Origin of the sequence: Shewanella sp. ECSMB14101 (assembly GCF_000773485.1) — a bacterium.
Taxonomy (GTDB): domain Bacteria; phylum Pseudomonadota; class Gammaproteobacteria; order Enterobacterales; family Shewanellaceae; genus Shewanella; species Shewanella marisflavi.
On the sequence record NZ_JSFF01000019.1, the window covers coordinates 31,697 to 55,236 of the forward strand.

Genomic DNA, 23,540 nt, shown 5'->3' on the forward strand with positions numbered 1-23,540 from the left:
ATAACAATCAAATGCCAATACGCTCATTACTCTGTTTCATCCTGCTTATCAGCCTGAGTGGCTGCGCCAGCAAACGCGATGTGGACGATTTCAATATCCGAGTCGAAGATACCTTTCAAACCGCCATCAAGGGCAATGGTATTAAGCTATTCACCTATAGAGTCAAATACGCCGAACTGCCGACTCTAGAACAGCCCCATATGCAGCGCGTCAGGCAGATTGAAAGAATGAAACGTTCGGGCAGTAACAAACGCTCTATCTATCAGCCTGATTTAAGTCGCTGGACAGAGCAGATAGAACTAGGCCTGGAGAAGACCATCGCCATGACAGGATACTGCCGTGAAGGTTATCTGGAACTGAGCCGCATCATAGAAGAAGGACGCGGCGAGATCCGTGGTGAATGCAACGACGGCGCGACCGATGCCGACATCAGCAAGTTTGCCGACAACCATTAAGCCAGCTTATCTTAGGCCTCGTGACTAAAACGGCCGTGGGCTAAAAAATGGACTGTCTGAGCAATCACAGCCCCGCTATTCATCATAAAGGGGTGAGTCACGGGCAGAATGATATGATCCCGCATGCCATCAAGCTTAGTGTTAGCCACCGAGACCTTACCATCATTGGGAGCTGGCAATAGCGTCGACAGTAATAGATTGATGCTGCGGGTTCCGGCAATCACCCCAAGTTCAAAATTTGCCGGGCCTAAACTGTTGGGCACACTATCTCTTTCTGTGCCAAGCTGCATTCCGGCCGGGCCGTTGATCCACTTAAATCCCGGAAAATGCTTTAGGCTATCCACAACCTCGCTCCCCTGATTGGGCGGGCCTAACATCACCACGCGGCCAAGGGCAGGCAGAGGGTTGAGACTTAGGTACTGACGCACCAAGATCCCCCCCATTGAATGGGTCACGAAATGGATCTTATCGCCACGGCACGCTTTCAACGCCTTGTCTATGTGCTCGGCCGCAAGCGTCTGAATATCGAAACGTGTTGAAGGATAGCTAAGGTTCACGCAGTGATAACCAAGAACCGACAAGGCGGCCGCCATCTTCTCCATCGAGCCTCGCGTGCGGGCTAAACCATGCAATAAGACCACTGATTCAGAGTTGCTTGTCATCGTATTATCTGCCACTTACGCTTAATCAACTTAGTCCATCGTCGACTCAGACGAGTTCAGCCTTTGCCTGCCAACACTTTGCCAACGACCACGATTCTGAATGCGTTGTAACAAAGCAAATTCCCAAGGGCAATCATCCGTGCTTAGTGTTGTCATGTGATTTTGTAAGGCTTGGCTAGCCGACTCCAATCCGTTGTGCTGGGTATACAAAAGTAAACTCAAGGTCAATGAACACTGCTCTATGGGATTGCTAATTAAGGCCAAATGCTCAATAGCATTGGATAAATTCATATTCTGCTTGATGATTTCCAGTGTTTCTTTTTCACTGGCTTCAGGCAAATGCCTCATCGCTAAATCAAGCATGTCCCAATCAGGCTCGCTCTCAATGGACTGGAACACAAAGTCTCTAAAATAAGAAGCCCCCATAGGACAAAGGTACTCATCACCGGACCGCTTAATGACCTCTTCGAGTAACGATTCTCTTCTTTCACGCCATTGCTGCCAATCAGCCCCCGTATCGATATCGTCAAAAAGGAAAGCCAACTCACCTAGATTGATTGCTGAATACACACCAGCGCAAATAAAGTCTATCCCAGTTTGATAGACTTTTTGATGCCACTTCACCGTTTGACTGACATCAACGGGTAAGCCGTTTTCTCCTGTAAACCTGTGGGTTGCCATGATATTCATGCAACCAGCATGGCCACTTTCGGCACACCTTTGCCATAAATCATAGGCTTTAACGGGATAATTAAGCAGATGCATTGCCACATGACCACCGGCGTAGAGTATGTGATCAGAGCCAGTCTGTTGACTAACAAACTCGATATCTTCTAAGGCCATCTCAGACTGAACATAATCGACTCTTTGGCCAGAGTTTAACCTGTACATGTTAATGTTCTTCAGACTCAAGCCCCTGACTCTTCTTAACAGTACCTGATCCTCTATATTCCACTCATTGGTCTGTAGCACTTGACTCAGTTGCGATATCACCTGTTCGGCAGTTTGAATATCCTGACCGCTATAATCAAACACCTGAATGACATTTTCTCTCAGATAATTAATATCGCGATTAATTTGCTCAAGGGACTCTTCTGCCAAACCATTTGCTGACAAAAATAAAAATAGAGCCGTACAGCAAGCTGTTAAATATCTAGTCATTTTTCGCATCCATTCGTCTTCAACGCCAATCATTGAAGCTGGTTAATGTACCACTCGCAATACTAAGCTTGCTGAGAATTCATCAACTGAAATTCAATCAGGTACAGTGTCTGAATCTCGCCATATATCTCAGTGATCACCGCCTTTAACTGCTCCAGCGTCATATTTTTCTGCTCGGCGTGCCGCGAGTTTAATGCATCAAAGGCGAGCTTTTCGACCCGCTGCACTTGAATGTCGCAAAAGTGTCTCCCGGTTTCAAAGGTCGACACTGACAACACCTGCCATTGGGAAAAATGAGACTCGCTCTCATCCCTAAGGGTGATAGTTTTAGCACCACTTAAAATATCTGCCTCGAAACGCTCAAAGAAGGTGATCTTGCCATCACAGCTTAATGAAGCCATATTTCCTCTATCTGCTATCTTTGCCTATAGCCGCTTGGCACAGATTAGGTTAAAATCCGCCCCCGGTTTAAGCTATCTGGGTTTAAACCCTTATTTTATCTGAATCAAAGACCCTGGTGGAAGTATGAACAAGAAACAAAAGATGCTTAAAAAGACGGCAAAAAGAGCCAAAGCCCGTCACAACAAACATACGCCGCCGACAGTGAAGAAATATATCTCTAAAGGCGATCGCGCCAAGATGCTGGCTCAAGAGCAAGCTGAAATGGCCGCTAAAGCAAACGCTGCTGAAAAAGCCAAGAGCGAGGAGCAAGAGGCTCCGACTCAAGAAAGTGATAACTCAGAGGCTTAATCTCGCTCCTGACCGACCACTAACTCGGTCACTTTGTTACTCGCTTCACAATCTTGCTCTTCACTGATCTGCGCCATCTGGGCGCAGGATGAAGAGAGAGGGTTTGGGCTACTCGGGCTCAGTTCCTCATTCAGATCATCGTTAGCACTTTCTTGCACGGCGCCATTTTGCACCTTATCCACCAGACGATAGGCAGTCCATACCCCCAGGACCCCAAAGAGGATCGCTCCGAGCACCTGACCTATCAACACCCCTTCGACGCCCCCAAGCTGGCCGCCATAATAGACGAAAGGTATGGTCCCCAGCGTCGCCTTACCCACGTTAAACAGGGTCGAATATTTAGCTTTGCCCAAGTTATTAAACGAGGCATTGGCCACGAATAATGCCCCTGAAAACACAAAAAACACGGCAATATAACGGCAGAAGAAGCGGATCAACTCGGCGCTCTCCCCCTGCATGGCAAACAGGGTCACTATCTGCTCCTGCAGCAGAAGCAACAACAGCGAGACCGAAACCACGTAGATGGCGCAAAATTGCAGCGCCTTGGTCAGACTCTGTCGTACCCTAGCATACTCCTGCGCACCAAAATTCTGCCCAACGATGGGGCCGATGGCGCCACTCAGCGCGAAGATCATGCCAAAGGCCACCGGCGTCAACCTGCCAATTACAGCCCAAGCCGCCACATAGCTATCACCAAAATCGGCAATGGCCCGGGTCACCACAGCATTACCTATCGGGGTCGCAATATTAGTCATCATGGCAGGGCCCGCAATGGCAAAGATAGGCTTAATATCCTGCTTGAAAGCGGTTAGATCGAAGCGGCCAAACAGCTTATGTTTCACCACTACACCGCGAGCGGCAACCACAAGCACGGTAAGGCGCGCGAGCACAGAAGCCAGCGCCGCGCCCTCAATGCCCATGGCCAATAAAAAAATAAAGATGGGATCGAATAGCAAGTTTACGCCACCACCGGCCAGCGTCGACAGCATAGACAGTTTGGCATCGCCAACCGCGCGCAGCGCAGCGCCCAGAGCCATAGCCAAACAGATAATGGGCATGGAAGGCACTAAGATATAGAGATAGCTCGCCGCCAATTCGGCAGTACGACCACTGGCTCCTACTAAGGTAAGCAGCTCAGGAATATACCAAGTCACCACCAGGGACACCAAAGTCGCCACCAACACGGTTACAACGGCGCTATTGAGCAATAACCGTTTAGCCAGTTCAAACTCTTTTGCCCCCACAGCTCGTGACACCAAGGCGCCAAGTGCGATAGCTAAGCCGATACCGATAGAAGTGGTAAAAAAGGAAATAGTGCCCGCATAGCCCACCGCAGCAGCCAACTCCTGCTCCCCCAACATACTGAGGAAAAAGATGTCGATAAGATCGACGACAAACAGCGCCGAGACCCCTATGGCGGCGGTAGAACTCATTACCCAGATGTGGCGCATAATTGAGCCCTGCACAAACTTTGCAGTGGTCATAATTCTATTGTTTTTCCTTGGCTATTGGCACAGACAAAAACTTCTAAAGATCGGTTTCCAGTTCGCTGCCACACTTATCACAGTAGAGGGCTGACACTTCGTGTCCCATCTTAAGGCAGTTGCTACAACGGCGCAGATCTTTCTTACGCACCATCTCCTGTGAGATCTCAGAGGTCAAGATACCTGTAGGGATGGCAATAATAGAGTAACCGATCAGCATGGTCAGCGCGGCGATCCCCTGCCCCAGAGTCGTCTGCGGCGTAATATCGCCATAACCCACTGTAGTGATAGTCACTATGGTCCAGTAAATCGACTTAGGCATAGAGGTGAAACCATGCTCCGGCCCCTCCACCACATACATGATGGCACTGAGCACCATGACAATAAGGCTGACAGAGAAGAAAAACAGAAACACCTTACGGCTCGACTGTATCATGGCGCGCAGCAAGAGGTTGCCCTCGCTGAGATAGCGCAGCAACTTAAGTACACGAAATATCCGAAACAGCCGCAGCACCCTGATAACTAAAGTAAAGTTGGCCCCAGGAAAAATAAGAGCAAGGTAACTAGGTAAGATGGAGAGCAAGTCTACCACACCATAGAAGCTGCGGGCATATTGCACCGGCAGAGCCGAGCAGTAAAGTCTGAGCAGGTACTCTATGGTGAAGATGCCGGTAAAGCACCACTCGGCGATACGGATCCACTCGCCATAACGACTGTGAATACTGTCAATGGTATCAACAAATACTAAGGCAACACTCAGCACGATACAGACGATAAGGCTGATATCGAAATACCGTCCCGCCTTTGTGTCTGTACCAAAGATGATCTGCCTTAGCTTTAGTTTCAGTGTCTCTTGGGGGATATCGTCCATCGCAATCAAAAATCCTTATGACTCTCGCCTAGAGGCGCATACCAGATGTCACCCGCAGCAACATCGAATTAACCGATCCAGCTTAATCTAAAATAAGGTATGATGAACACCCAAGTTGTGGCTTTATTTTACCGAACCAAGATGATGCAGACATTTTTTAAACAACTCCTGCTGCTTTGCCTGCTCGCCCCAGTGGGGGTTACCTGGGCGCAATCGAGTGGCTTGAGCTCACCACACAGTGCCAGCAAGAGCCAGCTGGGCAAGGTCGATCTTGTGGTGGTCAATAAATCTGAAGCCAGTATGCTATTGATGCGCCAAGGTAAAGTTGTTAGACGTTACAAGATAGCCCTGGGCGATCGCCCTGTGGGTCACAAACAACAAGAGGGCGATCAGCGCACCCCTGAAGGTCGCTATATTCTTGACTATAAAAAGGCCGACAGCGCCTACTACCGCGCCATTCATATCTCCTACCCAAATGATGAGGACAAGCTCAGAGCCGCCACCCTGGGTATCGATCCCGGTGGACAGATCATGATCCACGGCCAAAATCCTAACTCCTCACTCACCCCGGACGAAGCCCAGCGCCTCAACTGGACCGATGGCTGCATCGCTATCAAGAACGAAGAGATAGACGAACTGTGGCGCGCCGTCGATACCGGCACCCCCATAGAGATCTGGCCGTAAACGGTTAACTTTACCTAATAACCATCATCCGCAATCGCCCCACCATGGACTAAGGAGTATGTATAATGACATTCAGAAATGAAATCATTACCCTAGCCACCTTAGCAGCGCTTACCCCCGCCTTATCGCTGGCAAACGCCACAAATTTAGGTCCATTAATGACCTATTCCCAGTCGCCACTGCAATCTAATTCGTTATCGCCACAACTGCGTTCTGGTTTCAGTTTGGCGCACCAAACCAAAGAGTTCTATATTTCGGCGACGAGCTCCAGTGTTTGGGCTGAAAATGAGGTATATCATGCGGACTACTATCAAAATAGTGTATTGATGGGCACCAAATGGCAGTTTACGGAAAAATGGCAAGCAGACATTCAATATCGTTGGAATTTTTCCGCCAATAACCATTTGGATAATGTCACCGATAAATTTCACACACTATTTGGTCTCGATGCGAATGGACGAGATAAAATTAAGCACAATCAAAACAACATTATTATTCCTGAATACGGCATCAAGGTGACCGATTTTGAAGGTGAAACCTTATCCAGCGCATTCAGCTTCTACACTCAATATCAGCTTATCCAAACTCCCCATCACGGCCTCTCTGTCGGGGGAAGTCTCTATTACAATCATGTGGGCTCAGGCCCTTTTAAAGACTCAAGATTCGAACAGGGACTTCAATTAAACTACAGCTATCAAAATCGTAGTCATCATATTTACACCAGCCTTGGGGTTTCATATCGCCACAACGAAGAGGTATTTACCCAATTACCCTATCGTAACACCACCTTTGCCATGCTATTGGGTTACCAATATGACCTGGATGACAATCAGGAACTCATGTTCGAACATCATTGGTATGAAGGCTCAGCGAGCAACATTGCCGATATCTCTGACCCCTCTAACGAAATTGTTCTTGGGTATCGTTATAACTGGCAGAAAACATCACTAGAATTTGTCATATTAGAAAATATCTTCAATATGGATAACAGTGCTGATATCTCATTTACGCTTTCTTTAAGACACAGAATCAAATAGGGTTTCTGCAAAATGCAAAATCAAACCATAACAAGTCAGCTCGTTCAAGATTGGGCGGATTTTTCACAACAGATACTGACTTTTATCGCAAATTTAGGACTAAATGACTTAAGTTGCGATCATGTCGCAATTCGGGTAAACAGCAATGCTGTAGCAGATGAACTGCGAGATTATTTTCTGCAGCGGGGGCAGTTGCTCTCAAACAACCTCATCAATGGCCGTCCTATTTTAATCTTCGAACTTTCCGAACCAATGCAGTTAGGCGAGTTATCCATCGAGTGTGTCGAACTGCCCTATCCTGGCGACAAAGCGTACCCTATGGAGAGTTGGGAGCATATCGAACTGGTGCTGCCTGGCGGTGCGACCAGCATTGAAACACTGCGTGAGCAGCTACTCGAGCGGGTGCCAACACTCGCCCCTGTGCTGGCTCAGGAAACAGAGATTAAGGTGAAAATGAGCTCGCCAAAGGGAGAGCACGAGCGCCTGCCAAACCCCACTATCGCCTTCAAACGCGGACATCTCTGCATTAAGGTTCATCCCCACGGCATTAAAACGGTTATCGCCTCTGAAGCTAAATAGCTAAATCACCATAGAAGCCAAGTAGCCAGTTAGATTGGCACTTGGCTTCTGGTTCAGTCACAAAGGCACGATTTAAGCGGGTTTAATGTTCTGATTCACCCTAAACAGATTGTTCGGATCGTACTGCTTCTTCAGTTGCTGCAAACGCCCATAGGTTTCACCATAGGCTGCCTCGGTGCGATCGGTTTCATCATCGGTCAGGAAGTTGATATAGGCGCCGCCGCTGGCAAAAGGTTTGGTCTTATCAAAAAACTCCCGCGCCCAGGCGATACAACGTTTATCGTCATCGGCAGACTCCCAGCGAACATGCACATTTTACACGTACTGAGCATCACGGGCCGAATACGCCATGGCATCGGCAGCAGGCAGGCAAGTAGCACAACCTATAGAGGCGATAAAGATCTCACACTGATCTGTGGGCAGGGTGCCGGCATATTCAATGGCCGTATCGATAGCCGCTTCACTAAGATCGGTAAAATTGTGGGATTTCCAGTAATTACGTGCGCCAGGCGTCAATAAGGGGTCGAAGGCTTGCTGCCAGGCGGCAAAGGGTTGTACGCCAACATGCTCAACGACAGGTGTGCCAAATTGACGAAGCGGTGCGATCAACTTTTCACCTTCCGCGGGATCGCCGGCATAGCATATCGCCAGCACGACCACTTCTTTTCCATGTACCGCTTCAGGTAAAAATGGCAGTGGTGGCGCCTTACGTGCCACCATCCAGACACTCAAATCGTCAGGTGCGCTAGCGGTAAAGTTGGCAAACTTCTGATAACTGATTTTGCCTGTTCGAAGGGATATACAATCAAGCCACTGAGGAGGTCAGGCCCCACAGGGTGCAGTTTAAACTCAAATTGAGTGACTATGCCGAAGTTACCGCCACCACCCCGTAGTCCCCAGAAGAGTTCTGGCTCGCTGGCTTGACTGGCAACATGCTGTTTTCCATCGGCGGTCACCACATTGGCAGAGATCAGGTTATCAACAGTCATACCAAACTTGCGGCTTAACCAGCCAAAACCGCCACCTAAAGTTAATCCTGCAATCCCTGTGGTGGAATTAATCCCCACAGGTGTCGCCAGGCCATGTTTTTGTGTGGCACTGTCCACATCTTCAAGCGTACAGCCCGGCTCAACCCAAGCCACTTGTTTGTCGGGATCGACCTTGACCTGTTTCATTAGTGACAGATCGATCATCAAGCCATCGTCACACAAGGCCTTACCCGCAATATTGTGTCCACCGCCGCGAACCGAGATGAGTAATTGATGTTCTCTGCCGAAATTGACGGCTTTGACCACATCGTCTGGCGAAGTGCATCGGGCTATCATTCCCGGTTTTCGATCTATCATGCCATTCCAGATCTGTCGCACTTCATCGTAATGGCTGTCTTGGGGCAAAATAACATCGCCACTAAATTCAGCCTTAAACCTGTCCACCTGAGATTGTTGTAAGCCTTTCATATTAAGCTGCCTCTTATGAGTCACATCGTCGCGCAAACAATGTATGTGCTAATAAGTGCTATGCTCACTCCCTTAAGTTCAACAACTATCTTGGTGCTAGTTAGAGTAATGAAGTCAATTTACGGATTTAATTACGGCAATTTAAAAGAGCATAAGTCTTTATCTTAGTAGAAGTCAGCCAGTTTAGATAACCAGACTCACACTAAAACAGCGGTGTATTGGTTAATAGAGGACAAGCTTTAAAGAGGTTTAACTTTAGTGCTTCTCGATATACAGGATAACCTCTCCCACTTTAATACCAAACTTACTCATTTCGGTCTTGTTAAATAAGCGCTTTTCATCGAGCAGAAACATCCAATCGTCTAGCGTTACCTGGTAGATCTCACCATCTACTGGGATCTCAAGCTCATATTGCCAAAACAGGGCGGCGCCTCGGGTGCGACCGAAAGCTGTGCCCACCACATCCTCTGCACTCCCTTGATAGGAATTGTCATCAAGCTTGGTTAACTGCCAGGTGCGCTGAGTCTTCTCGCCATCATCAAACAGAAACCACTCCTTTATCTCTCCCTTTTCGCCTTGCCAGTGAGCCAAGATATCCACTTCGAAACGTCTTAACAGGGTACCGGACCGGTCAAGTACTATGCCATAGGCCGTTAGCTTACCGTCGAAAAACTCATCGAGATGCAAGGCTGGTGAGGTATCACTGTAGTCCTCTAAAGATGCACTACCGCAGCCACCAAGCAGCAACATAGGAAACAGCAAACATGCTAAAACGAATTTTTTCATTGTCTTAATCCCAATAGGCCTTGTCTTAGTTCTGGCTCCGAAGTGCGTTCAGACAACCAGATGGCGAGAAACGCTTCGCCAAAGGTCTGATCCTGGATCTGCCCCAGTTTCTTGTCGCCAAAGTAGAAATGACTGTCACCCTGGGTGTTAACCCATAACGTCAGGCTGTCTCCCTGACGCACGTCGGGCCACAGCCCCTGAATATGTGCCTGCCAACGCACTATCTGCTCATCTGAGTAGCCCAAGTGACGCCACTGGTCTATGGTGGCCTCAATAAGCGCATCATTGTCGATGTCGCGGTAGTAATTGATCCGCAGCGCCTTGTCACCGGCGGCTTGATAATCCGGCTCTGCGCCATAGAGCTCGGCGCGGTATAAAGTCCAAAACAGAAACTGCATCTCGCCGCTACCTATCTTGTGCAACCTATCGAGATCAGCGGCCTGAGCGCTCAGACTAAAGAGTAGTAGCAATAAATATTTGCCCATGACTCACCTCACTTTATGACCTTGTTAGCCTTAGCTTGCTGGGCAGATAAGAGCCCCTGCCCCCAAAACAACAATGGAAAAATCACGGCCCAAACCGGCGCTGCAATCAACCAAAAATTAAGATCAGACTGCTCAGAGGCTAACGCGCCAAGGTTGAGGCCGGCCCAATAACTGCCCGCCCCGCCAAAAGCGCCGATAAGCATCAGCCATGGCAGTCCCAGCCGCGACAAGGGCCTGAGACTATGATTAAGACTCATCAGGAAGATAACCCAGAGCAAGACAAGCCAGAGAGGAAACGCCAACTCTAGACCTCTAAACACGCCAAGCGCAATGAGTCCACCATCCACCAGGAGTCCAAGAGGCAGCAGCGCCATCAATCTGAGATCCGCTTTTAAACTGGGCGACAACAGACAGTGCAGTACAATCAGCCCAGCGATGATATAGCTGGCCGACTCGGTCAGTAATGCCGCCGACCACCAGGCAAGCTGGAACAAGCCAAGATTAATAAGCCAGAACGCTTTCATCCTGCAGCCCCTTATATCTGGGCTTGCGCGCTACCAGATGATGAGTCGCAATTACCCTCTCCTTAAACGCCCCTTCGCAGTAGCAGAAGTAAAATAGCCATAGGCGCTTAAAGTTATCGTCATAACCCAAGGCGTTAAGCTCGGGCCAAGCCTGCTCAAATGCCTGACGCCAGTCATTAAGGGTTCTGGCATAATGCAGACCAATATCTTGCAAGTCACAGATCACCATGTCGGTGCGCGCAGCAATATGCTCGCCCATCACGGCTACCGACGGCAGGCAACCTCCGGGGAAAATATACTTCTGAATGAAGTCGACCCCTTTACGGTATTTCTCGTAACGCCCATCGCTGATAGTAATGGCCTGAATCAACATCTTGCCATCTTCCTTAAGCAGCTTGGAGCAAGTGGAAAAGAAAGTACCCAGATATTCATGACCTACAGCTTCAATCATCTCGATTGAGACCAGCTTGTCATACTTGCCAGACAGGCGGCGATAGTCTTGCTTTAGCAAGGTTATCTGCTCAGTCAACCCAAGCTTTTCAATACGCGCCTTGGCAAACTGATATTGAGCATCTGAGATGGTTGTGGTGGTGACTCGGCAGCCATATTCCTGTGCCATAAAGATCGCCAGCGCGCCCCATCCCGTGCCTATCTCCACTACATGATCGCCACGCTTAAGCTCTAATTTGTCGCAGATGGTTTGCAGCTTGTTTTGCTGCGCTTGGGCGAGGGACTGAGCAGATTCGCTGTAGAGGGCACAAGAATAGAGCATAGAATCATCAAGAAAACGCTCGTAAAGCTCGTTACCTATGTCGTAGTGAGCCAGGATGTTGCGCTTAGATCCAGTTTCGGTATTGAGGTTTTTTCGTCTCAAGAACAGGTTTTTAACCCGGGTCAGCCAGGCCATTTTAGTTTCGATAGCATCCAACTTCGCCTGGTTGCGAGCCATCACCTGAATCACAGAGGTCAAATTAGGGCTAGTCCATTTACCATCGAGAAAAGCCTCGGCGGCGCCAATACTGCCGCCTTGTATCACATCCCGGTAAAATCGCGGGTCATGCACCACTAATTGGGCGTTTAGGGGCGCCTCACGGTCACCAAGTATCAGATGATTATCGCCTTCAATAAGCTCAAGGCTAGCATTGTCAAGTTCACCCAGTAATCGGATCACCAAATTACGATACTTGTTGTTGGTGCCAACAGAGATTGCCGCGCCGCGAGGCCTTACACCGTTTTCTTGTTTGACTATCTGTTCCATTTCTACCTCGCTAACTGAATATACCGTCACATTGTGACTATTGGTTTTGGCTAACTCTGGCTAGTCGTTCTCGCTAACTCTGGCCGTCGCTATTTTATAGAACCACTGGCGCCGTCCGTATCTGGATGGGAAATAAAAGGCACCCGCTTAAGATACAGCTTGAGCGCCTGCCAGTAGATCCCAGCGACCATTTTCACCGTCATCGATGGTATGCTTATCCAGGTACGCAACAAACTCTTCTGGTTTATTGACTCTCTGGTCAGCGCCATGGTCGCGTCGAACACCTTATGCTCTTTGTGATTCTCGATATGCACTAAGGCCTTAGCTGAGGGGGGGGAGACGCGCCAATGATAGGTCATCTCCATCTCCATAAAGGGCGACACATGAAAAGCCTTCTTTATCTTCATCTCGCCATCTAACCTCAACAAGTAGTAATGCCTTTGATTCCAAGGCGTATTACTCACTTCGGCCAACATATACTCACAACTGTCTTGCTCGTCATAGCAGAAGTAGAAATTAATCGGGCTGAAATAGATCCCTAAGCAGCGGCACTGGGCTAACATCAACACCCGGTTACTCTCCTGCCAACTACCACCTAATGCTCTGACTTTGTGACCAATACGTTGCTTTAAGCTTCCAGGTTCATTTTTGAGGTAATCTTTTTCATTAAATCGAATGGGATTGAACCAGTCTGTGCCAAACAACCGACTCCGCTGGGTGAGCGCTGGCAGCTCATCAAGGTCCAGCCCCATCATGAAGAGGCGATATTGAAAGGCATGCTCAACATCGCCAAAGCGGCGATGACGCACCTGACCTGTGTAGATGCCGCTATGCTCTTGAAACGAGGTTTTTAACGCGCTCATAGGGTCATGCCAAAGCGTTTGGTCACATCCAAGGCACTACGCACCCCATCTTCATGGAAGCCGTTATACCAATAGGCCCCAACAAAATGGGTATGATGCTGGCCGCAGATCTCCAGACGTCTTTGTTGAGCTCGGCAGCTGGCCTCGTTCAGCACAGGGTGATGATAGACAAAGCTTCGCAGCACCTTGCTCTGGTCAATCTCCTCACTCTGGTTAAGGGTGACGCAGAAGGTCGTGTCGCTGTCTATGCCCTGTAAAATATTCATGTTGTAGGTGACGCAGGCCGGGCGACTGACATTATCGTCCAGCCGATAATTCCAGCTTGCCCAGGCTAAGGGCCGATTGGGCAACATGCCAACATCCGTGTGCAGCACCACCTCGTTGCGACTATAGGGAATTGCGCCCAAGACAGCTTTTTCGGCTTCACTGGCATCTCCCAGCAGGGCCAAAGCTTGGTCCGAGTGACAGGCAAAGATCACCTCATCATACTCATGTGACTCGCCCGATTGCATCAAAAGCTGAACGCTATCGTCTTGGCGCGTCACCTTGTCGATACGGCTATTGAGGCGCACCGGCTGTGAAAGGCTTGCCAGAATCGCCTTAACATATTGGCGAGAGCCACCAGGGACCACGTACCACTGGGGTCTGTCACTGATATTGAGCAGGCCATGGTTGTAGAAAAAACGAATAAAAAACTTCAGCTCAAACTGCTCCATCTCGGCCAGACTGGTGGACCAAATCGCTGCGCCCATGGGCAAGATGTAATGTTCACAGAAGAAACGGGAAAAGCCATGCAACTGCAAAAATTCGCCCAAACGCATTCCCTCAGGAATATCGTTATCGGCATAACTTTGCTTACAAAGGGCATTGAATTTTAATATCTCACGGATCAAGCGCCAGAAACGGGGACGAAACAGGTTACGACGCTGAGCAAACAGCGAGTTTAACCCGTGGCCATTGTACTCAAATCCGCTCTGTCTGTTATGGACACTAAAGCTCATCTCGGTGGGCTGACCGCTTATTCCCAACATCTCCAGTAGTCGATTGAAATGGGGGTATGTTCTGTCATTAAACACGATAAAGCCTGTGTCGATGGCATAGTCCCGCCCTTGGTGATGCAGGTCCACTGTGGCGGTATGGCCACCAACATAATCGTTATGCTCAAACAGGGTCACCTCATAATGTTTATCCAAGAGATAGGCACAGGTTAACCCTGAGATCCCAGAGCCAATAATGGCAATTTTTTTCATTGTTATACCATCCTTAATGCCAGACGGCGCCAGAGAGGGAAAGGTAGCAGCGCTAGCAGGCGCATCATAAATACAAACAGGCGTGGGAAGCGGATCTCGCTCTTGCCCTTGGCTATGCCGCGTACAATGGTTTCGGCAGCCGACTCGGCGCTGATGATCATCGGCATAGCAAAGGTATTACGATCCGTCAGCGGAGTCTGAACAAACCCTGGGTGTACTAGGGTTACGGCAATATCATGTTTTGCCAAATCGATTGCCAACACTCTGGCCAGATAACTCAATCCCGCCTTAGAGGCACCATAAGCCTCGGCACGCGGCAGGGCCAGCAGTTGTGCGCTGGAGCTTATCAGCACCAAACGACCACCGGGTGCCATTAATGGCAGCCACGCCTGTAACGCATAGCCTATAGAGATAAGGTTAATGTTGATGATCTTGTCGAAACGCTCGGCATCAAAGTTCAAAGCATCGTCTATGTACTCACAATCACCTGCGTTGAGGATCAAGAGATCAAGCGGCCCCTGATTGGGATCGGGCTGAGGGTAACTATCATATTGCAGCAGATCGAAACACAAACCACTGATATTGGGCTGACTCGCCGTGAGGGTGGCAAGTTTGGCCTGACTACGGCCGCAGGCCAGTACCTTATCGCCCGCTTTGGCGTAAGCCAAAGCTAACTGCTGCCCTATGCCAGAAGTGGCGCCAGTGATCATTACATTCATCATCTGCTCCCCTATTTGACTGCTCGGCGCTTGACCGCAAGAATAATGCTACCTAACACGGGCAGGTGCTCATACAGCATGGTGCCCAAATCAAAATAGTCCCTGTGGTAGATCACCTTATTATCTTTGGCGCCGAGTCGTGAATGCCCTTCCACCTCAATAGGTTGGCTTGCGTTTAATTGCTTGTGCCTAAACGTCATGGTCCAGTAGACAGCGGCTTCACTTTGTTGCTCGATGACATGATCGATAGTGAAATCACAGCTGACCACCTGTAAATAGAGTCCGTCAAAATAATCTAGCAACTCCTCTAGCCCCTTGAGATTATGGAGAGGATCGATAAATTCAACTTCGGGATGATAGACCTGACGCAGCGCCTCCAGGTTATCTGTCCCCAGTTCGCCATACACGGCGATAAAGTTTTGTAACCATAATGCCTGCGTCATCGTCTTTATTTTCCTATTCCACTTTATAAAAGGCTAAGGCCCGCAAGCGCGCCGCCTTGTGATCGACTATCGGCGCCGGGTAGCTTCCCATCTTCCCCTGACTCTCTAAATATTCATGGGGAAAGTGAATCTGCTTATCCGGCACATCATTAAGCTCTGGTAGATACTTACGAATAAACTGACCTTGAGGATCAAATTTCTGACTCTGAGTAATGGGATTAAAGATCCTAAAGTAAGGCTGAGCATCACAACCTGTGCTTGCCGCCCACTGCCAACCGCCGTTATTGGCACTGAAATCACCGTCAATGAGATGCTGCATAAAGAAACGTTCACCCCAGTGCCAATCCACCAGCAGGTGTTTAGTCAAAAAGCTAGCCACTATCATGCGCAGTCGATTGTGCATCCAACCGGTGTGTCGAAGCTGTTTCATCGCCGCGTCCACAATGGGATAACCTGTGCGACCTTCGCACCAAGCCTGAAAGTGAGCCTGGTTATTGGGCCAAGGCAGCGACTGATACTTGGGCTGAAAACTTTTACCCTTGATAAGCTCAGGAAAGTGAAACAGCAGATGCTTATAAAAATCACGCCAGATCAACTCATTAAGCCAACTAAAGGCCCCATGCTGCATGTCATAAATCACCTCAGGGTGGCGCTGCACCAGTTGCAATGCCAACCAGCGTGGGCTAATCGCGCCAATCGCCAGATAGGGAGAGAGTCCTGAAGTGCCCTTTATAGCTGGAAAATCCCGCCGCTCAGCATAGTCGAGCAGTTTGTCTTCCCAGAAACTCGGTAACAGGTTCTCCATCACCTGAGCACTATCTGGCCAACGACTCGAATCTACCTTGGGATAGTCAAACTCAATCGACTCAAGAGTGAGATCAGCGGTGGTCTGCAAAACAAGGGTTGAGGGTTTAGCTGGCGTTGGTAGACACTCAATGCCGGAACTGGCGACAAGCTTAAGCCAGGCCTTCTTAAAGGGGGTAAAGACCTTGAACATCTCGCCCTGCTGGTTGCGTACGCTCCCCGGGGGCAAGATAGTATCGTTTTGCCACAACCTTAGGTCCAGACCGACGTCCAACAGCTGCTTGTCTCGTATCACCTCATCGAGTTCAGGTTCGCTGTTGGCCAGCAGCAGCTTTATCCCCTGGCGTTGACAAAAGTGGTTAAGCAAATTCACCTGCTGCGTATAATCAGCCGCGGAGAGCACCTGTAGCGCGATACCATACTCTTTTAACTGACTTGCCATCAGAGCAAGATGTCGACGAATAAGATCGACCTTTATCGGCGCCATGTCATGGTGTTGCCACTGGCCCGGGGTCGCGATAAAGAGTGCCTGTTTCACTCCCAGCCTCAACGCCTCGGTCAAGGCTGGGTTATCATGGACGCGAAAATCTCGCCTCAGCCACAATAGTGCACTCAATAGCCATACCTCAATCTCAACTCCTTAGGATGAGGGTTCAGGTAAGTCTGCTGCTGCAGATACTCATTAGGAAACTCAATCAGATAGTGCTTGATCAGTGTCAAAGGCACCAGCAACGGCGTCAGCCCCTCACGATAGGCGGCGATCTCCTGGGTCAGTTCATGGCGCTTCTTCTCATCGAGTTGACGCTTAAAATAGCCTTGTAGATGCTGCAGTGTATTGGTGTGACTACGACGGGATGCCTTGTGCTTGAGCGCTTCCATCAGGCCAGAGATATAAAGCTGTGCTTGCTCCTCGATGCTGATATCGGCTCGCGCCAACAGGCGTCCCAAGGCACGATAACTCTCCACATGATGGCTCATTACCAGATATTTGTGGGCACTGTGAAACTGAATAAGCTTATGACGGGTGATCCCCTCAGCCTGCAGATCCAACCACTTCTGATAAGTAAAGATACGTGTCGTGAAGTTTTCCCGAATAATGGGGTCGTTCAGGCGGCCATTTTCTTCACAGGGTAACAAGGGGTTAGCCTTCATCACCTGCTCGGCAAATATTCCCACGCCGGTAGACTCAGAGCCTTTACCGTGGTGGTGATACACCTTAACCCGCTCCATGCCGCAGCTTGGGCTCTTGGCACAAAACACGAAACCCGCTAACCCCTTATAGCCTTGGGCCGCTTTAGCACCAAAAGCCTTCAAGTCTTCTGTGACATCTCCACTGCCGTCAGGACGAGAGACAGTAATAATATTGTCTCTGATGATCTGCCTAATCGTCGGTCTGGGCACCGGCAGGCCAATGGCCATCTCGGGACACACTGGCTTAAATTCGGCAAAATCAGCCAACTGCTCCATACAAAAGCCTGATCTCTTATGGCCTCTGTCGAAACGCACCGGCTCTCCCATTACGCAGGCACTAATGCCAATCTTTAACTTTTTTGTCATGGCTCCTCCACTTAGCACATTGGGCCTTATCAGAGATTAGTAGATAAATCGTCCTATGGGGTTTAAGAGTTGACTCATCCCCTGGGTGAAATGAATGGCGTCGCTGGACACAGTTAGACAGACACACCCCTCTTGAGTAACGGGTTGATGAGTATGTTCGCCATCAAGCCAGATGAAGTCACCTCTATGATATTCACCCATCTCATCACTAAAGCTACCCTGTAGCAGCAGAGTGATCTCAAACCCTTTGTGGGTATGACAAGGTACGCTGCCACCTTTGTCTATATGCAGTAGGCTCATCCTGAGTTCGCCATCATCCAGCGCCAGACGTGAGCGAGATAACTTGCCAAGTCCTTGCCACTCCTTCAAGGCGATAGATTTCAGCGCCCCTGGCAGCGGGATACGTTGACCAGCGACAGCAATTTCGGTGACGGTTTGTGGCAACTGACGAGTGTCGTCACTCTCCTGAGCCGTGATGGCCGCGATGCAATCATCAAACTCATCTACTGTAGTGGAACTATTTAAATTACTTACACCCAATGAATCCTCAAAACCCAATGAATTGTCCAGGTCATCAAACAGCGCCTCTATGGCTTGGGTCTGCTCAGTCGCATCAGTCACCCCGTCAGTCATCTCGCCGAAGACGTCGATGGCGGCCTGCTCGGTGAGAGCCTGCACGGCCAGTTTACACTGGTCGCAAAGCTCTACATGGCTGGCCACCACGACGGATACGGAAGCTGGTAAGGTACCGGCGACAAATTGCGCCAAGACGTCAGAGTTGGGATGGTAATTAATCATGCTGCTGGTCTCCCATCTGCTGTTTAAGTTTCGCTAGGGCAAGTCTGAGTCTGGACTTTATCGTTCCAATGGGGACACCAAACTGTTGTGCTAATTGCTCTTGGGAAAGCTCTTGATAGTACACGCCTTTAACCACGGCGCGTTGAGCTTCAGGAAGGCTGTCAACATAGGCAAGCATCTGTTTTTCCATCAGGTGATCGGAAAATTCTGCTACCTCCTCTTGAACCTGGCTTTGAGCCTGCTCTAGGGGCCAGATGTCGTCACCCAGGTTAACCTCGGCTTTCGCCTTTACCCGCCTGAGCATATCGAATGCGGCGTTGCGCATCACGGTATAAACCCAAGTGGTCGCTGCGCCTTTGTCGCCATCATAAAGGTGAGCCTTGCGCCATACATTGCTCATTGTCTCTTGCACCAGTTCGCTTGCCTGGGCTTCGTTGCCCAGCTGCTTAATCCCAAAGCGTTTTATTTTGGGTGCAAAAAAGTGAAACAGCTCGGTAAACGCCTGCTTATCCCGTGTCTGAGCGACTAAGGTGAGCCAGCTCGACAGCTCAGCCGGCACCTGCGTCTCAAGGTGACTGTTAATTTTTACACTCCCTTTATCTGGAGCGCTTGCGCTAGTTATTTGCTGCATCTCTACTCACGTATGACCCAAACTTAACAGCCAATACGTTGGCGCAAGCGACAAGGATCAATTAATTTTGTCTTGTCCCAAAATTAATGTATCGAGAAAGGACTTCGCCTGACGAAAACTGCCGGGCAAAATAAATTTCTCTTTCTCATTCAAAGATAAAGGCAATATCTCTAAAAAGCGAGCGCAGACCCAATCTAGTTGCTTAAATTGTGGTTGCGGGTACAGCTCAGCGAGCTGAGGATGCTGAGCAAACAGTTCTTGCAGCGCCTGGCCCAGCTCACCGCTTCTCGTCAGCGGACTATCGTCCGGCCAGTGAGCACGGTAGCGGCTTTTGGCCATCAACAATCCATCCTCTTGCTGATAAAAGCCATCAAGGCTCACCAAATGCATAGCCTTAACATCGATCACCAAGAGACCGTCTTCGCTGGTGTGAAAATCCACTATTTCCACCTTAGTGCCCCAATTAGGGACATTAAATGCAAACTGCTTATCGTAGCGAGCAATCACAAAGCCCCCTTGACGACTGGCCTGGGCAACCATGTTGATATAACGCTGCTCGAAGATTTTCAGTCGCTGCACGCCGCCTGGCAGGATAAACAGCGGCAAAGGGAACACTGCCAAGGTTTGCTCGGCCGCGGGTGCTGGTGTTTGGCTCTGGCGCCCCTCTCGAGGCGATTGGCTATCATGGTCTTTAATCACAATTACTCTCGGATTATCTCTTGATAAATTAGTGCTTAAAGAGTCGAGGCTTATAAATCAGGAATTAACGGTTAAACGGTTAATGACCTAGCGCACTCAAGTCTTTAAACCTGATGCAAAAGATACGTAATCCCCTTGGGTATCGATCACCCAAGTGACGAAACGACAAATAGAGATAATAAATGCCATAAAAAAAGCGACCCTCAGGTCGCTTTATAGTGATATCACGCGGTTACGACACTGATCACTTGGCTTGTTTTACCACGCTGGCCATGGGCGGCACGACTGTGAGGGGATCGAGGCGCATCTGAAACCAGTTAAGACGCCAATCGAGATGCGGCCCCGTCGCCCTACCGGTAGCGCCCACCTCGGCGATTGGCTGACCCTGTTTAATCTGGGTGCCCGGCTCGACATAAAGCTTACTCAGATGCAGGAAGCTTGAGCTCACACCATAGCCATGATCAATAATCAGCGTCCCACCAGAATAAAACATATCGGGGACAGAAAGCGTGACAATCCCATCGGCCGGCGCCACGACGACTGTGCCTGTCTTCGCCGCCACGTCGACACCATAGTGAGGATTGCCCGGCTTGCCGTTATATACCCGCTGACTGCCATACACCCCTGAGATCCGCCCGGTCAGAGGCCAGATAAACGGCTGTGAAAAGGCGGTCTGGCTCGAGAAGGTTTCACGGGCCGCCTTAACCTGCTTGCTATCTTTCGCCGCGCGTTCCAGCGCCTTTGGATCAGGCTTCATGATCTTCTTAGCGATACCATTAACCTTGTCGATCTTATAGGCCTTCTCGCTTATCTTGAGCGGCATGATCTGCGTCAGGCCATCGGGATAAACCAGTTTGAGTTGCTGCTCAAGCGGGGCTTGTCGCTCGAAACCGAAGGCAAACAATCCCTCGGGACTCACCTTAACCGGCTCACCATTTAACCATACCTGAGTCCCAGAGTGGGCTTGGCCGCGAATAAGCGCCCCCTGCTCCATCTTGCCACTCAGACTCACCTCGGCTAAGGCGCCAGTGGCGGTACCAAGTAACACTAATCCAACGACTGCTCGCAACCAGTTCAAATCAATCTCCTTTGCTCTTAACGCTTCATACCTTTCGACACAATGGCGCCTTTACCAACCCCTTCGTAGGCAATGACCTTAAAGTCACTCTCAGGGTTTTCAGTTGCCAGGGTTGTGGCAATAAAGTCTGCGAGCAGCTCTACCGTGGTATCGTGGGGAATGATCTCGCAGCGCTTCTTAGGCATGGCCAGCTGAAAATCGCCTTGGGGTGCCACATAGTGAAAACCATAATGAGTTTCATCGCTTACCGTGGTTTGTGGTGACAACTCCAGCTCATCGACCTCGACTAAGTCCTCTTCAGATCCCAGATAGATATCTTTCCAGCGGCGGGCCCAATACTCATCCCATTTAGGCGCTGCGATGCCATTTTCAAACACATTGATAGGGCTGCGATGACCGTGAGCGATACGCTGGCAATTGCCGTCGTGTTTCTTCAGGCCGTGAGAATAATGATAGTAAGGGGTTTCATGCAGCTCGTTGCGCAGCGTCAGGGCGATACCCTGCACATTCTCTGGCAACACCTCTTTTAAGGCTTTTTGCAAGAAGGCGTTAACGCTCTCGAAATCGATGATCTCGGTTGGGATCAGGGCAAAGGCCTGAGCCGGACAGGCAAGATGGATATCGCCCTGGAGGCTATTGAAATCCATCCACACACGGTCGCCTTGCTGTTGCCATCTGACTTCGGCGCAGGCCGTGGGGATCAGCAATCTGTGGTCGGCAACATCGTCGATGGTATTTTTTATCGTGTGTTTGACCTTGGCAAAGTCCAGCACCATATTTTGCTCATCTAGGCCGCCATCGAGCAGCACATCGACAATCCAACTCTCCCCTACCATGCCACGGATTGGGCAAAGGTATGAAAAATCGATTACGGTTAAATCTCTAACAAAAAGTTGCATTTACGCTCCGTAGGCAGAAAAACAGTCCACCTTAGTTGGTCCCATCGGCAAACGGCCGGAGGACCCAGTAGTTTCTTCAGATAATTTCAACTCATCTGCGATATTTTAGCAAGTCGCGCAGGCTCAAGCATTTAACACTTAAGCCAGCCGACCCACTTTAAGCACCATAAGGTTAATGGACTTACTGACCACCCTTAAGGCGACGATCTAACTGATCTTTCAAGTTAGCCGGCACGCCTTTGATCAGAATCGAGTCAGAGATAGGGTCATAGATCACCCGCTCACCCAGATGCTGACCATCGAAACTAATAGTGACGCCACCGCCTGTGCCCGAAAACTTCTTCAGCTGACGCAGGGTCGGCTTATCGCCGGGAAACTCATCTTCTAGCTCATAGTCTCCGCCTTGGGCGAAGTCATAGAAAGAATCCATCCCCGCATCGGCCAGTTCATCCGCCAGATCTTTGAGCTGAATATCGGCGCCGGTATCCACCCGCTCAGTGCAATATTCGAACACTTTCTCACGGCACTGTTGACGCTCATCTTTGGTCAACTCGCTGCTGGCGACAAAATCTTCAACCGCATTCATCAGCGACTTGTTTTGTGCCTTAGTGTTAACCCCTTCGACACATCCCATAAAGTCGAGGAAAAAATCGGCGACTTTACGACCGGCACGGCCACGCACGAAGGAGATATATTTAAGTGAATCAGGATCAGCCTGCCACTCGGTCAGGTCGATACGGGCCGCCAACTGCACATTGTTCAGATCCAAATGGGTATTTTGTGACAGCTCCATATCGTCGAGCACAGTCATCGACGACTTGGCATTCAGCAGTGACACAAACAGATAATCACTGGTCATATAGGTGTAGCAGGCCATCAGCAAAAAGCCGCCTTGGCTAAAGTCATATTTGGCCAACTCTTCCTGCAACAGTTTCCCCGCCAAACCGGAAAACTCAACGAAGCCCAGTTCGCCACCCAAGTAACTACTTAAGGCCTCTTTAAACTTAGGATTGGCTTCACCATCTTCGCCATGGGTACCAAAATGGCCAAACCCTTTGCCCGATTTGCTGGTGTAGGTTTGATGTAGCTCTTCGAGCATGGTTTCAACCGCCTGGCTATTTAATAGCGGTTGTGGGCGCAATCGACAGCTAAGTTGGCCTTCGCCATCTTGGGATATTGCGTGAATAATTGCTTGTTCGACGTTAATACTCATAAGCCTCGATAGTGATGTTGGTAGAAATCCGTTATTATATGCTGCTATTTCAAATTAAAGTGAAAAAATTTTAAATATGGCTATCCAATCAAAATATTCAAACACCCAGGTAGAAGCCGTTATCGCCGAGATTCTGGCGGTACTCGACAAGCATCAAGCGCCTACCGACTTAAGCCTCATGGTACTGGGTAACTGTGTCACCGACCTGCTTCACCGCAAGGTGCCCGAAGAGGCTCGCCTACAAGTGGCCGAGCAATTTGCCAAAGCCTTGACTCAATCGGTGAAAAGCTAAGGTTGATGTCACTCTTGCGCAGTAAAAATCCTGTTTTTATTCGCAAAAAACTGGCCAATACGCCTTAAAAAAAATTAAGATAGACAAGTATTTCAACTAAT

General features: G+C 49.4%; 30 protein-coding genes. 6 read left to right on the forward strand and 24 right to left on the reverse strand.

Features of this window, described 5'->3' with window-relative positions:
* The first annotated feature begins 11 nt into the window (after window positions 1–11).
* Entirely contained in the window at window positions 12–455 is a 444-nt protein-coding gene (locus NY07_RS14075) for a hypothetical protein (RefSeq protein ID WP_033540005.1), read from the forward strand.
* Between the two features lie 11 nt (window positions 456–466).
* On the opposite strand, the gene NY07_RS14080 is transcribed toward NY07_RS14075, so the two are convergent.
* From NY07_RS14080 to yqfB, 3 genes are all read right to left on the reverse strand, one after another.
* Window positions 467–1,117, reverse strand: coding sequence for an esterase/lipase family protein (locus tag NY07_RS14080; RefSeq protein ID WP_033540006.1), 651 nt, complete (start codon window positions 1,115–1,117; stop codon window positions 467–469).
* A gap of 30 nt (window positions 1,118–1,147) precedes the next feature.
* Window positions 1,148–2,278 carry a hypothetical protein gene (locus NY07_RS14085; protein ID WP_033540007.1) on the reverse strand — a complete coding sequence of 377 codons (1,131 nt, stop codon included), beginning with the start codon at window positions 2,276–2,278 and terminating at the stop codon, window positions 1,148–1,150.
* A gap of 62 nt (window positions 2,279–2,340) precedes the next feature.
* A complete protein-coding gene (gene yqfB / locus NY07_RS14090) occupies window positions 2,341–2,679 on the reverse strand; it encodes a N(4)-acetylcytidine aminohydrolase (RefSeq protein WP_033540008.1) in 339 nt (112 codons plus the stop codon).
* A gap of 124 nt (window positions 2,680–2,803) precedes the next feature.
* Here yqfB and NY07_RS14095 point away from each other — a divergent pair, with 124 nt between their 5' ends.
* A complete protein-coding gene (locus tag NY07_RS14095) occupies window positions 2,804–3,028 on the forward strand; it encodes a DUF2986 domain-containing protein (protein WP_033540009.1) in 225 nt (74 codons plus the stop codon).
* Here NY07_RS14095 and NY07_RS14100 read toward each other — a convergent pair.
* Entirely contained in the window at window positions 3,025–4,512 is a 1,488-nt protein-coding gene (locus NY07_RS14100; protein ID WP_033540010.1) for an MATE family efflux transporter, read from the reverse strand. The genes NY07_RS14095 and NY07_RS14100 overlap by 4 nt on opposite strands.
* 43 nt (window positions 4,513–4,555) lie before the next feature.
* On the reverse strand, window positions 4,556–5,383 hold the full coding sequence (locus NY07_RS14105; protein WP_033540011.1) for an ion transporter: 828 nt from the start codon (window positions 5,381–5,383) through the stop codon (window positions 4,556–4,558).
* A 144-nt stretch (window positions 5,384–5,527) separates the two neighbouring features.
* On the opposite strand from NY07_RS14105, the gene NY07_RS14110 reads away from it, so the two are divergent.
* The 3 genes from NY07_RS14110 to NY07_RS14120 all read left to right on the forward strand — a co-directional run bounded on the left by NY07_RS14110 (window position 5,528) and on the right by NY07_RS14120 (window position 7,683).
* A complete protein-coding gene (locus NY07_RS14110; protein WP_033540076.1) occupies window positions 5,528–6,067 on the forward strand; it encodes a L,D-transpeptidase family protein in 540 nt (179 codons plus the stop codon).
* A gap of 65 nt (window positions 6,068–6,132) precedes the next feature.
* Window positions 6,133–7,104, forward strand: a complete 972-nt coding sequence (locus NY07_RS14115) for a DUF3187 family protein (protein WP_033540012.1) — start codon at window positions 6,133–6,135, stop codon at window positions 7,102–7,104.
* Between the two features lie 12 nt (window positions 7,105–7,116).
* Window positions 7,117–7,683 (forward strand): VOC family protein, encoded by a 567-nt coding sequence (locus NY07_RS14120; protein ID WP_033540013.1) that lies wholly within the window; start codon window positions 7,117–7,119, stop codon window positions 7,681–7,683.
* A 72-nt stretch (window positions 7,684–7,755) separates the two neighbouring features.
* Here NY07_RS14120 and NY07_RS19720 read toward each other — a convergent pair whose 3' ends face one another.
* From NY07_RS19720 to yejK, 19 genes are all read right to left on the reverse strand, one after another.
* Window positions 7,756–7,995, reverse strand: a complete 240-nt coding sequence (locus NY07_RS19720; RefSeq protein WP_235363938.1) for a BBE domain-containing protein — start codon at window positions 7,993–7,995, stop codon at window positions 7,756–7,758.
* A 3-nt stretch (window positions 7,996–7,998) separates the two neighbouring features.
* Window positions 7,999–8,403 carry a hypothetical protein gene (locus tag NY07_RS19725; RefSeq protein WP_235363939.1) on the reverse strand — a complete coding sequence of 135 codons (405 nt, stop codon included), beginning with the start codon at window positions 8,401–8,403 and terminating at the stop codon, window positions 7,999–8,001.
* 8 nt (window positions 8,404–8,411) lie between these two features.
* Window positions 8,412–9,140, reverse strand: coding sequence for an FAD-binding oxidoreductase (locus NY07_RS19730; protein WP_235363940.1), 729 nt, complete (start codon window positions 9,138–9,140; stop codon window positions 8,412–8,414).
* 255 nt (window positions 9,141–9,395) lie between these two features.
* Window positions 9,396–9,926, reverse strand: coding sequence for a DUF3833 domain-containing protein (locus NY07_RS14130; RefSeq protein ID WP_033540014.1), 531 nt, complete (start codon window positions 9,924–9,926; stop codon window positions 9,396–9,398).
* The gene (locus NY07_RS14135; protein WP_033540015.1) at window positions 9,923–10,411 is read right to left on the reverse strand and encodes a chalcone isomerase family protein; all 489 of its coding nucleotides are present in this window, start codon (window positions 10,409–10,411) and stop codon (window positions 9,923–9,925) included. Before NY07_RS14135 ends, NY07_RS14130 begins: the two co-directional genes overlap by 4 nt.
* Before the next feature lie 8 nt (window positions 10,412–10,419).
* Entirely contained in the window at window positions 10,420–10,935 is a 516-nt protein-coding gene (locus NY07_RS14140) for a DUF2878 domain-containing protein (RefSeq protein WP_052125721.1), read from the reverse strand.
* Window positions 10,913–12,193 (reverse strand): SAM-dependent methyltransferase, encoded by a 1,281-nt coding sequence (locus NY07_RS14145; protein ID WP_033540016.1) that lies wholly within the window; start codon window positions 12,191–12,193, stop codon window positions 10,913–10,915. The genes NY07_RS14140 and NY07_RS14145 overlap by 23 nt, the downstream gene beginning before the upstream one ends.
* An 89-nt stretch (window positions 12,194–12,282) precedes the next feature.
* On the reverse strand, window positions 12,283–13,056 hold the full coding sequence (locus tag NY07_RS14150; RefSeq protein WP_033540017.1) for a DUF1365 domain-containing protein: 774 nt from the start codon (window positions 13,054–13,056) through the stop codon (window positions 12,283–12,285).
* Window positions 13,053–14,306: an NAD(P)/FAD-dependent oxidoreductase gene (locus NY07_RS14155; RefSeq protein ID WP_033540018.1), complete on the reverse strand. Its 1,254-nt coding sequence runs from the start codon at window positions 14,304–14,306 to the stop codon at window positions 13,053–13,055. Before NY07_RS14155 ends, NY07_RS14150 begins: the two co-directional genes overlap by 4 nt.
* Window positions 14,307–14,308: 2 nt before the next feature.
* On the reverse strand, window positions 14,309–15,025 hold the full coding sequence (locus NY07_RS14160) for an SDR family NAD(P)-dependent oxidoreductase (protein ID WP_033540019.1): 717 nt from the start codon (window positions 15,023–15,025) through the stop codon (window positions 14,309–14,311).
* A gap of 11 nt (window positions 15,026–15,036) precedes the next feature.
* Window positions 15,037–15,468, reverse strand: a complete 432-nt coding sequence (locus NY07_RS14165) for a nuclear transport factor 2 family protein (protein WP_033540020.1) — start codon at window positions 15,466–15,468, stop codon at window positions 15,037–15,039.
* A gap of 13 nt (window positions 15,469–15,481) precedes the next feature.
* Complete coding sequence (phrB, locus tag NY07_RS14170) at window positions 15,482–16,888, reverse strand: deoxyribodipyrimidine photo-lyase (protein ID WP_033540021.1); 1,407 nt, start codon at window positions 16,886–16,888, stop codon at window positions 15,482–15,484.
* Entirely contained in the window at window positions 16,885–17,829 is a 945-nt protein-coding gene (locus tag NY07_RS14175; protein ID WP_033540022.1) for a YbgA family protein, read from the reverse strand. The genes phrB and NY07_RS14175 overlap by 4 nt, the downstream gene beginning before the upstream one ends.
* 36 nt (window positions 17,830–17,865) lie before the next feature.
* Complete coding sequence (locus NY07_RS14180; RefSeq protein WP_033540023.1) at window positions 17,866–18,627, reverse strand: ChrR family anti-sigma-E factor; 762 nt, start codon at window positions 18,625–18,627, stop codon at window positions 17,866–17,868.
* Complete coding sequence (locus tag NY07_RS14185; RefSeq protein ID WP_033540024.1) at window positions 18,620–19,258, reverse strand: sigma-70 family RNA polymerase sigma factor; 639 nt, start codon at window positions 19,256–19,258, stop codon at window positions 18,620–18,622. The genes NY07_RS14180 and NY07_RS14185 overlap by 8 nt, the downstream gene beginning before the upstream one ends.
* A 57-nt stretch (window positions 19,259–19,315) precedes the next feature.
* Window positions 19,316–19,957 carry an LON peptidase substrate-binding domain-containing protein gene (locus tag NY07_RS14190; protein WP_081953842.1) on the reverse strand — a complete coding sequence of 214 codons (642 nt, stop codon included), beginning with the start codon at window positions 19,955–19,957 and terminating at the stop codon, window positions 19,316–19,318.
* A 244-nt stretch (window positions 19,958–20,201) separates the two neighbouring features.
* On the reverse strand, window positions 20,202–21,035 hold the full coding sequence (locus tag NY07_RS14195; protein ID WP_052125724.1) for a M23 family metallopeptidase: 834 nt from the start codon (window positions 21,033–21,035) through the stop codon (window positions 20,202–20,204).
* Window positions 21,036–21,052: 17 nt separating this feature from the next.
* Window positions 21,053–21,934 (reverse strand): 6-carboxytetrahydropterin synthase, encoded by an 882-nt coding sequence (locus tag NY07_RS14200; RefSeq protein ID WP_033540026.1) that lies wholly within the window; start codon window positions 21,932–21,934, stop codon window positions 21,053–21,055.
* Between the two features lie 181 nt (window positions 21,935–22,115).
* Window positions 22,116–23,147 (reverse strand): nucleoid-associated protein YejK, encoded by a 1,032-nt coding sequence (yejK, locus tag NY07_RS14205; RefSeq protein WP_033540027.1) that lies wholly within the window; start codon window positions 23,145–23,147, stop codon window positions 22,116–22,118.
* A 76-nt stretch (window positions 23,148–23,223) separates the two neighbouring features.
* Here yejK and NY07_RS14210 point away from each other — a divergent pair, with 76 nt between their 5' ends.
* Complete coding sequence (locus tag NY07_RS14210; protein ID WP_033540028.1) at window positions 23,224–23,439, forward strand: YejL family protein; 216 nt, start codon at window positions 23,224–23,226, stop codon at window positions 23,437–23,439.
* Window positions 23,440–23,540 lie beyond the last annotated feature (101 nt).

Excerpts from the sequence above, each read along its gene's own strand:
- NY07_RS14075 (WP_033540005.1), top strand. The coding sequence starts at position 12 with ATGCCAATACGCTCATTACTCTGTTTCATCCTGCTTATCAGCCTGAGT.
- NY07_RS14080 (WP_033540006.1), bottom strand. The coding sequence starts at position 1,117 with ATGACAAGCAACTCTGAATCAGTGGTCTTATTGCATGGTTTAGCCCGC.
- NY07_RS14085 (WP_033540007.1), bottom strand. The coding sequence starts at position 2,278 with ATGACTAGATATTTAACAGCTTGCTGTACGGCTCTATTTTTATTTTTG.
- yqfB (WP_033540008.1), bottom strand. The coding sequence starts at position 2,679 with ATGGCTTCATTAAGCTGTGATGGCAAGATCACCTTCTTTGAGCGTTTC.
- NY07_RS14095 (WP_033540009.1), top strand. The coding sequence starts at position 2,804 with ATGAACAAGAAACAAAAGATGCTTAAAAAGACGGCAAAAAGAGCCAAA.
- NY07_RS14100 (WP_033540010.1), bottom strand. The coding sequence starts at position 4,512 with ATGACCACTGCAAAGTTTGTGCAGGGCTCAATTATGCGCCACATCTGG.
- NY07_RS14105 (WP_033540011.1), bottom strand. The coding sequence starts at position 5,383 with ATGGACGATATCCCCCAAGAGACACTGAAACTAAAGCTAAGGCAGATC.
- NY07_RS14110 (WP_033540076.1), top strand. The coding sequence starts at position 5,528 with ATGCAGACATTTTTTAAACAACTCCTGCTGCTTTGCCTGCTCGCCCCA.
- NY07_RS14115 (WP_033540012.1), top strand. The coding sequence starts at position 6,133 with ATGACATTCAGAAATGAAATCATTACCCTAGCCACCTTAGCAGCGCTT.
- NY07_RS14120 (WP_033540013.1), top strand. The coding sequence starts at position 7,117 with ATGCAAAATCAAACCATAACAAGTCAGCTCGTTCAAGATTGGGCGGAT.
- NY07_RS19725 (WP_235363939.1), bottom strand. The coding sequence starts at position 8,403 with ATGGTGGCACGTAAGGCGCCACCACTGCCATTTTTACCTGAAGCGGTA.
- NY07_RS19730 (WP_235363940.1), bottom strand. The coding sequence starts at position 9,140 with ATGAAAGGCTTACAACAATCTCAGGTGGACAGGTTTAAGGCTGAATTT.
- NY07_RS14130 (WP_033540014.1), bottom strand. The coding sequence starts at position 9,926 with ATGAAAAAATTCGTTTTAGCATGTTTGCTGTTTCCTATGTTGCTGCTT.
- NY07_RS14135 (WP_033540015.1), bottom strand. The coding sequence starts at position 10,411 with ATGGGCAAATATTTATTGCTACTACTCTTTAGTCTGAGCGCTCAGGCC.
- NY07_RS14140 (WP_052125721.1), bottom strand. The coding sequence starts at position 10,935 with ATGAAAGCGTTCTGGCTTATTAATCTTGGCTTGTTCCAGCTTGCCTGG.
- NY07_RS14145 (WP_033540016.1), bottom strand. The coding sequence starts at position 12,193 with ATGGAACAGATAGTCAAACAAGAAAACGGTGTAAGGCCTCGCGGCGCG.
- NY07_RS14150 (WP_033540017.1), bottom strand. The coding sequence starts at position 13,056 with ATGAGCGCGTTAAAAACCTCGTTTCAAGAGCATAGCGGCATCTACACA.
- NY07_RS14155 (WP_033540018.1), bottom strand. The coding sequence starts at position 14,306 with ATGAAAAAAATTGCCATTATTGGCTCTGGGATCTCAGGGTTAACCTGT.
- NY07_RS14160 (WP_033540019.1), bottom strand. The coding sequence starts at position 15,025 with ATGAATGTAATGATCACTGGCGCCACTTCTGGCATAGGGCAGCAGTTA.
- NY07_RS14165 (WP_033540020.1), bottom strand. The coding sequence starts at position 15,468 with ATGACGCAGGCATTATGGTTACAAAACTTTATCGCCGTGTATGGCGAA.
- NY07_RS14175 (WP_033540022.1), bottom strand. The coding sequence starts at position 17,829 with ATGACAAAAAAGTTAAAGATTGGCATTAGTGCCTGCGTAATGGGAGAG.
- NY07_RS14180 (WP_033540023.1), bottom strand. The coding sequence starts at position 18,627 with ATGATTAATTACCATCCCAACTCTGACGTCTTGGCGCAATTTGTCGCC.
- NY07_RS14185 (WP_033540024.1), bottom strand. The coding sequence starts at position 19,258 with ATGCAGCAAATAACTAGCGCAAGCGCTCCAGATAAAGGGAGTGTAAAA.
- NY07_RS14200 (WP_033540026.1), bottom strand. The coding sequence starts at position 21,934 with ATGCAACTTTTTGTTAGAGATTTAACCGTAATCGATTTTTCATACCTT.
- yejK (WP_033540027.1), bottom strand. The coding sequence starts at position 23,147 with ATGAGTATTAACGTCGAACAAGCAATTATTCACGCAATATCCCAAGAT.
- NY07_RS14210 (WP_033540028.1), top strand. The coding sequence starts at position 23,224 with ATGGCTATCCAATCAAAATATTCAAACACCCAGGTAGAAGCCGTTATC.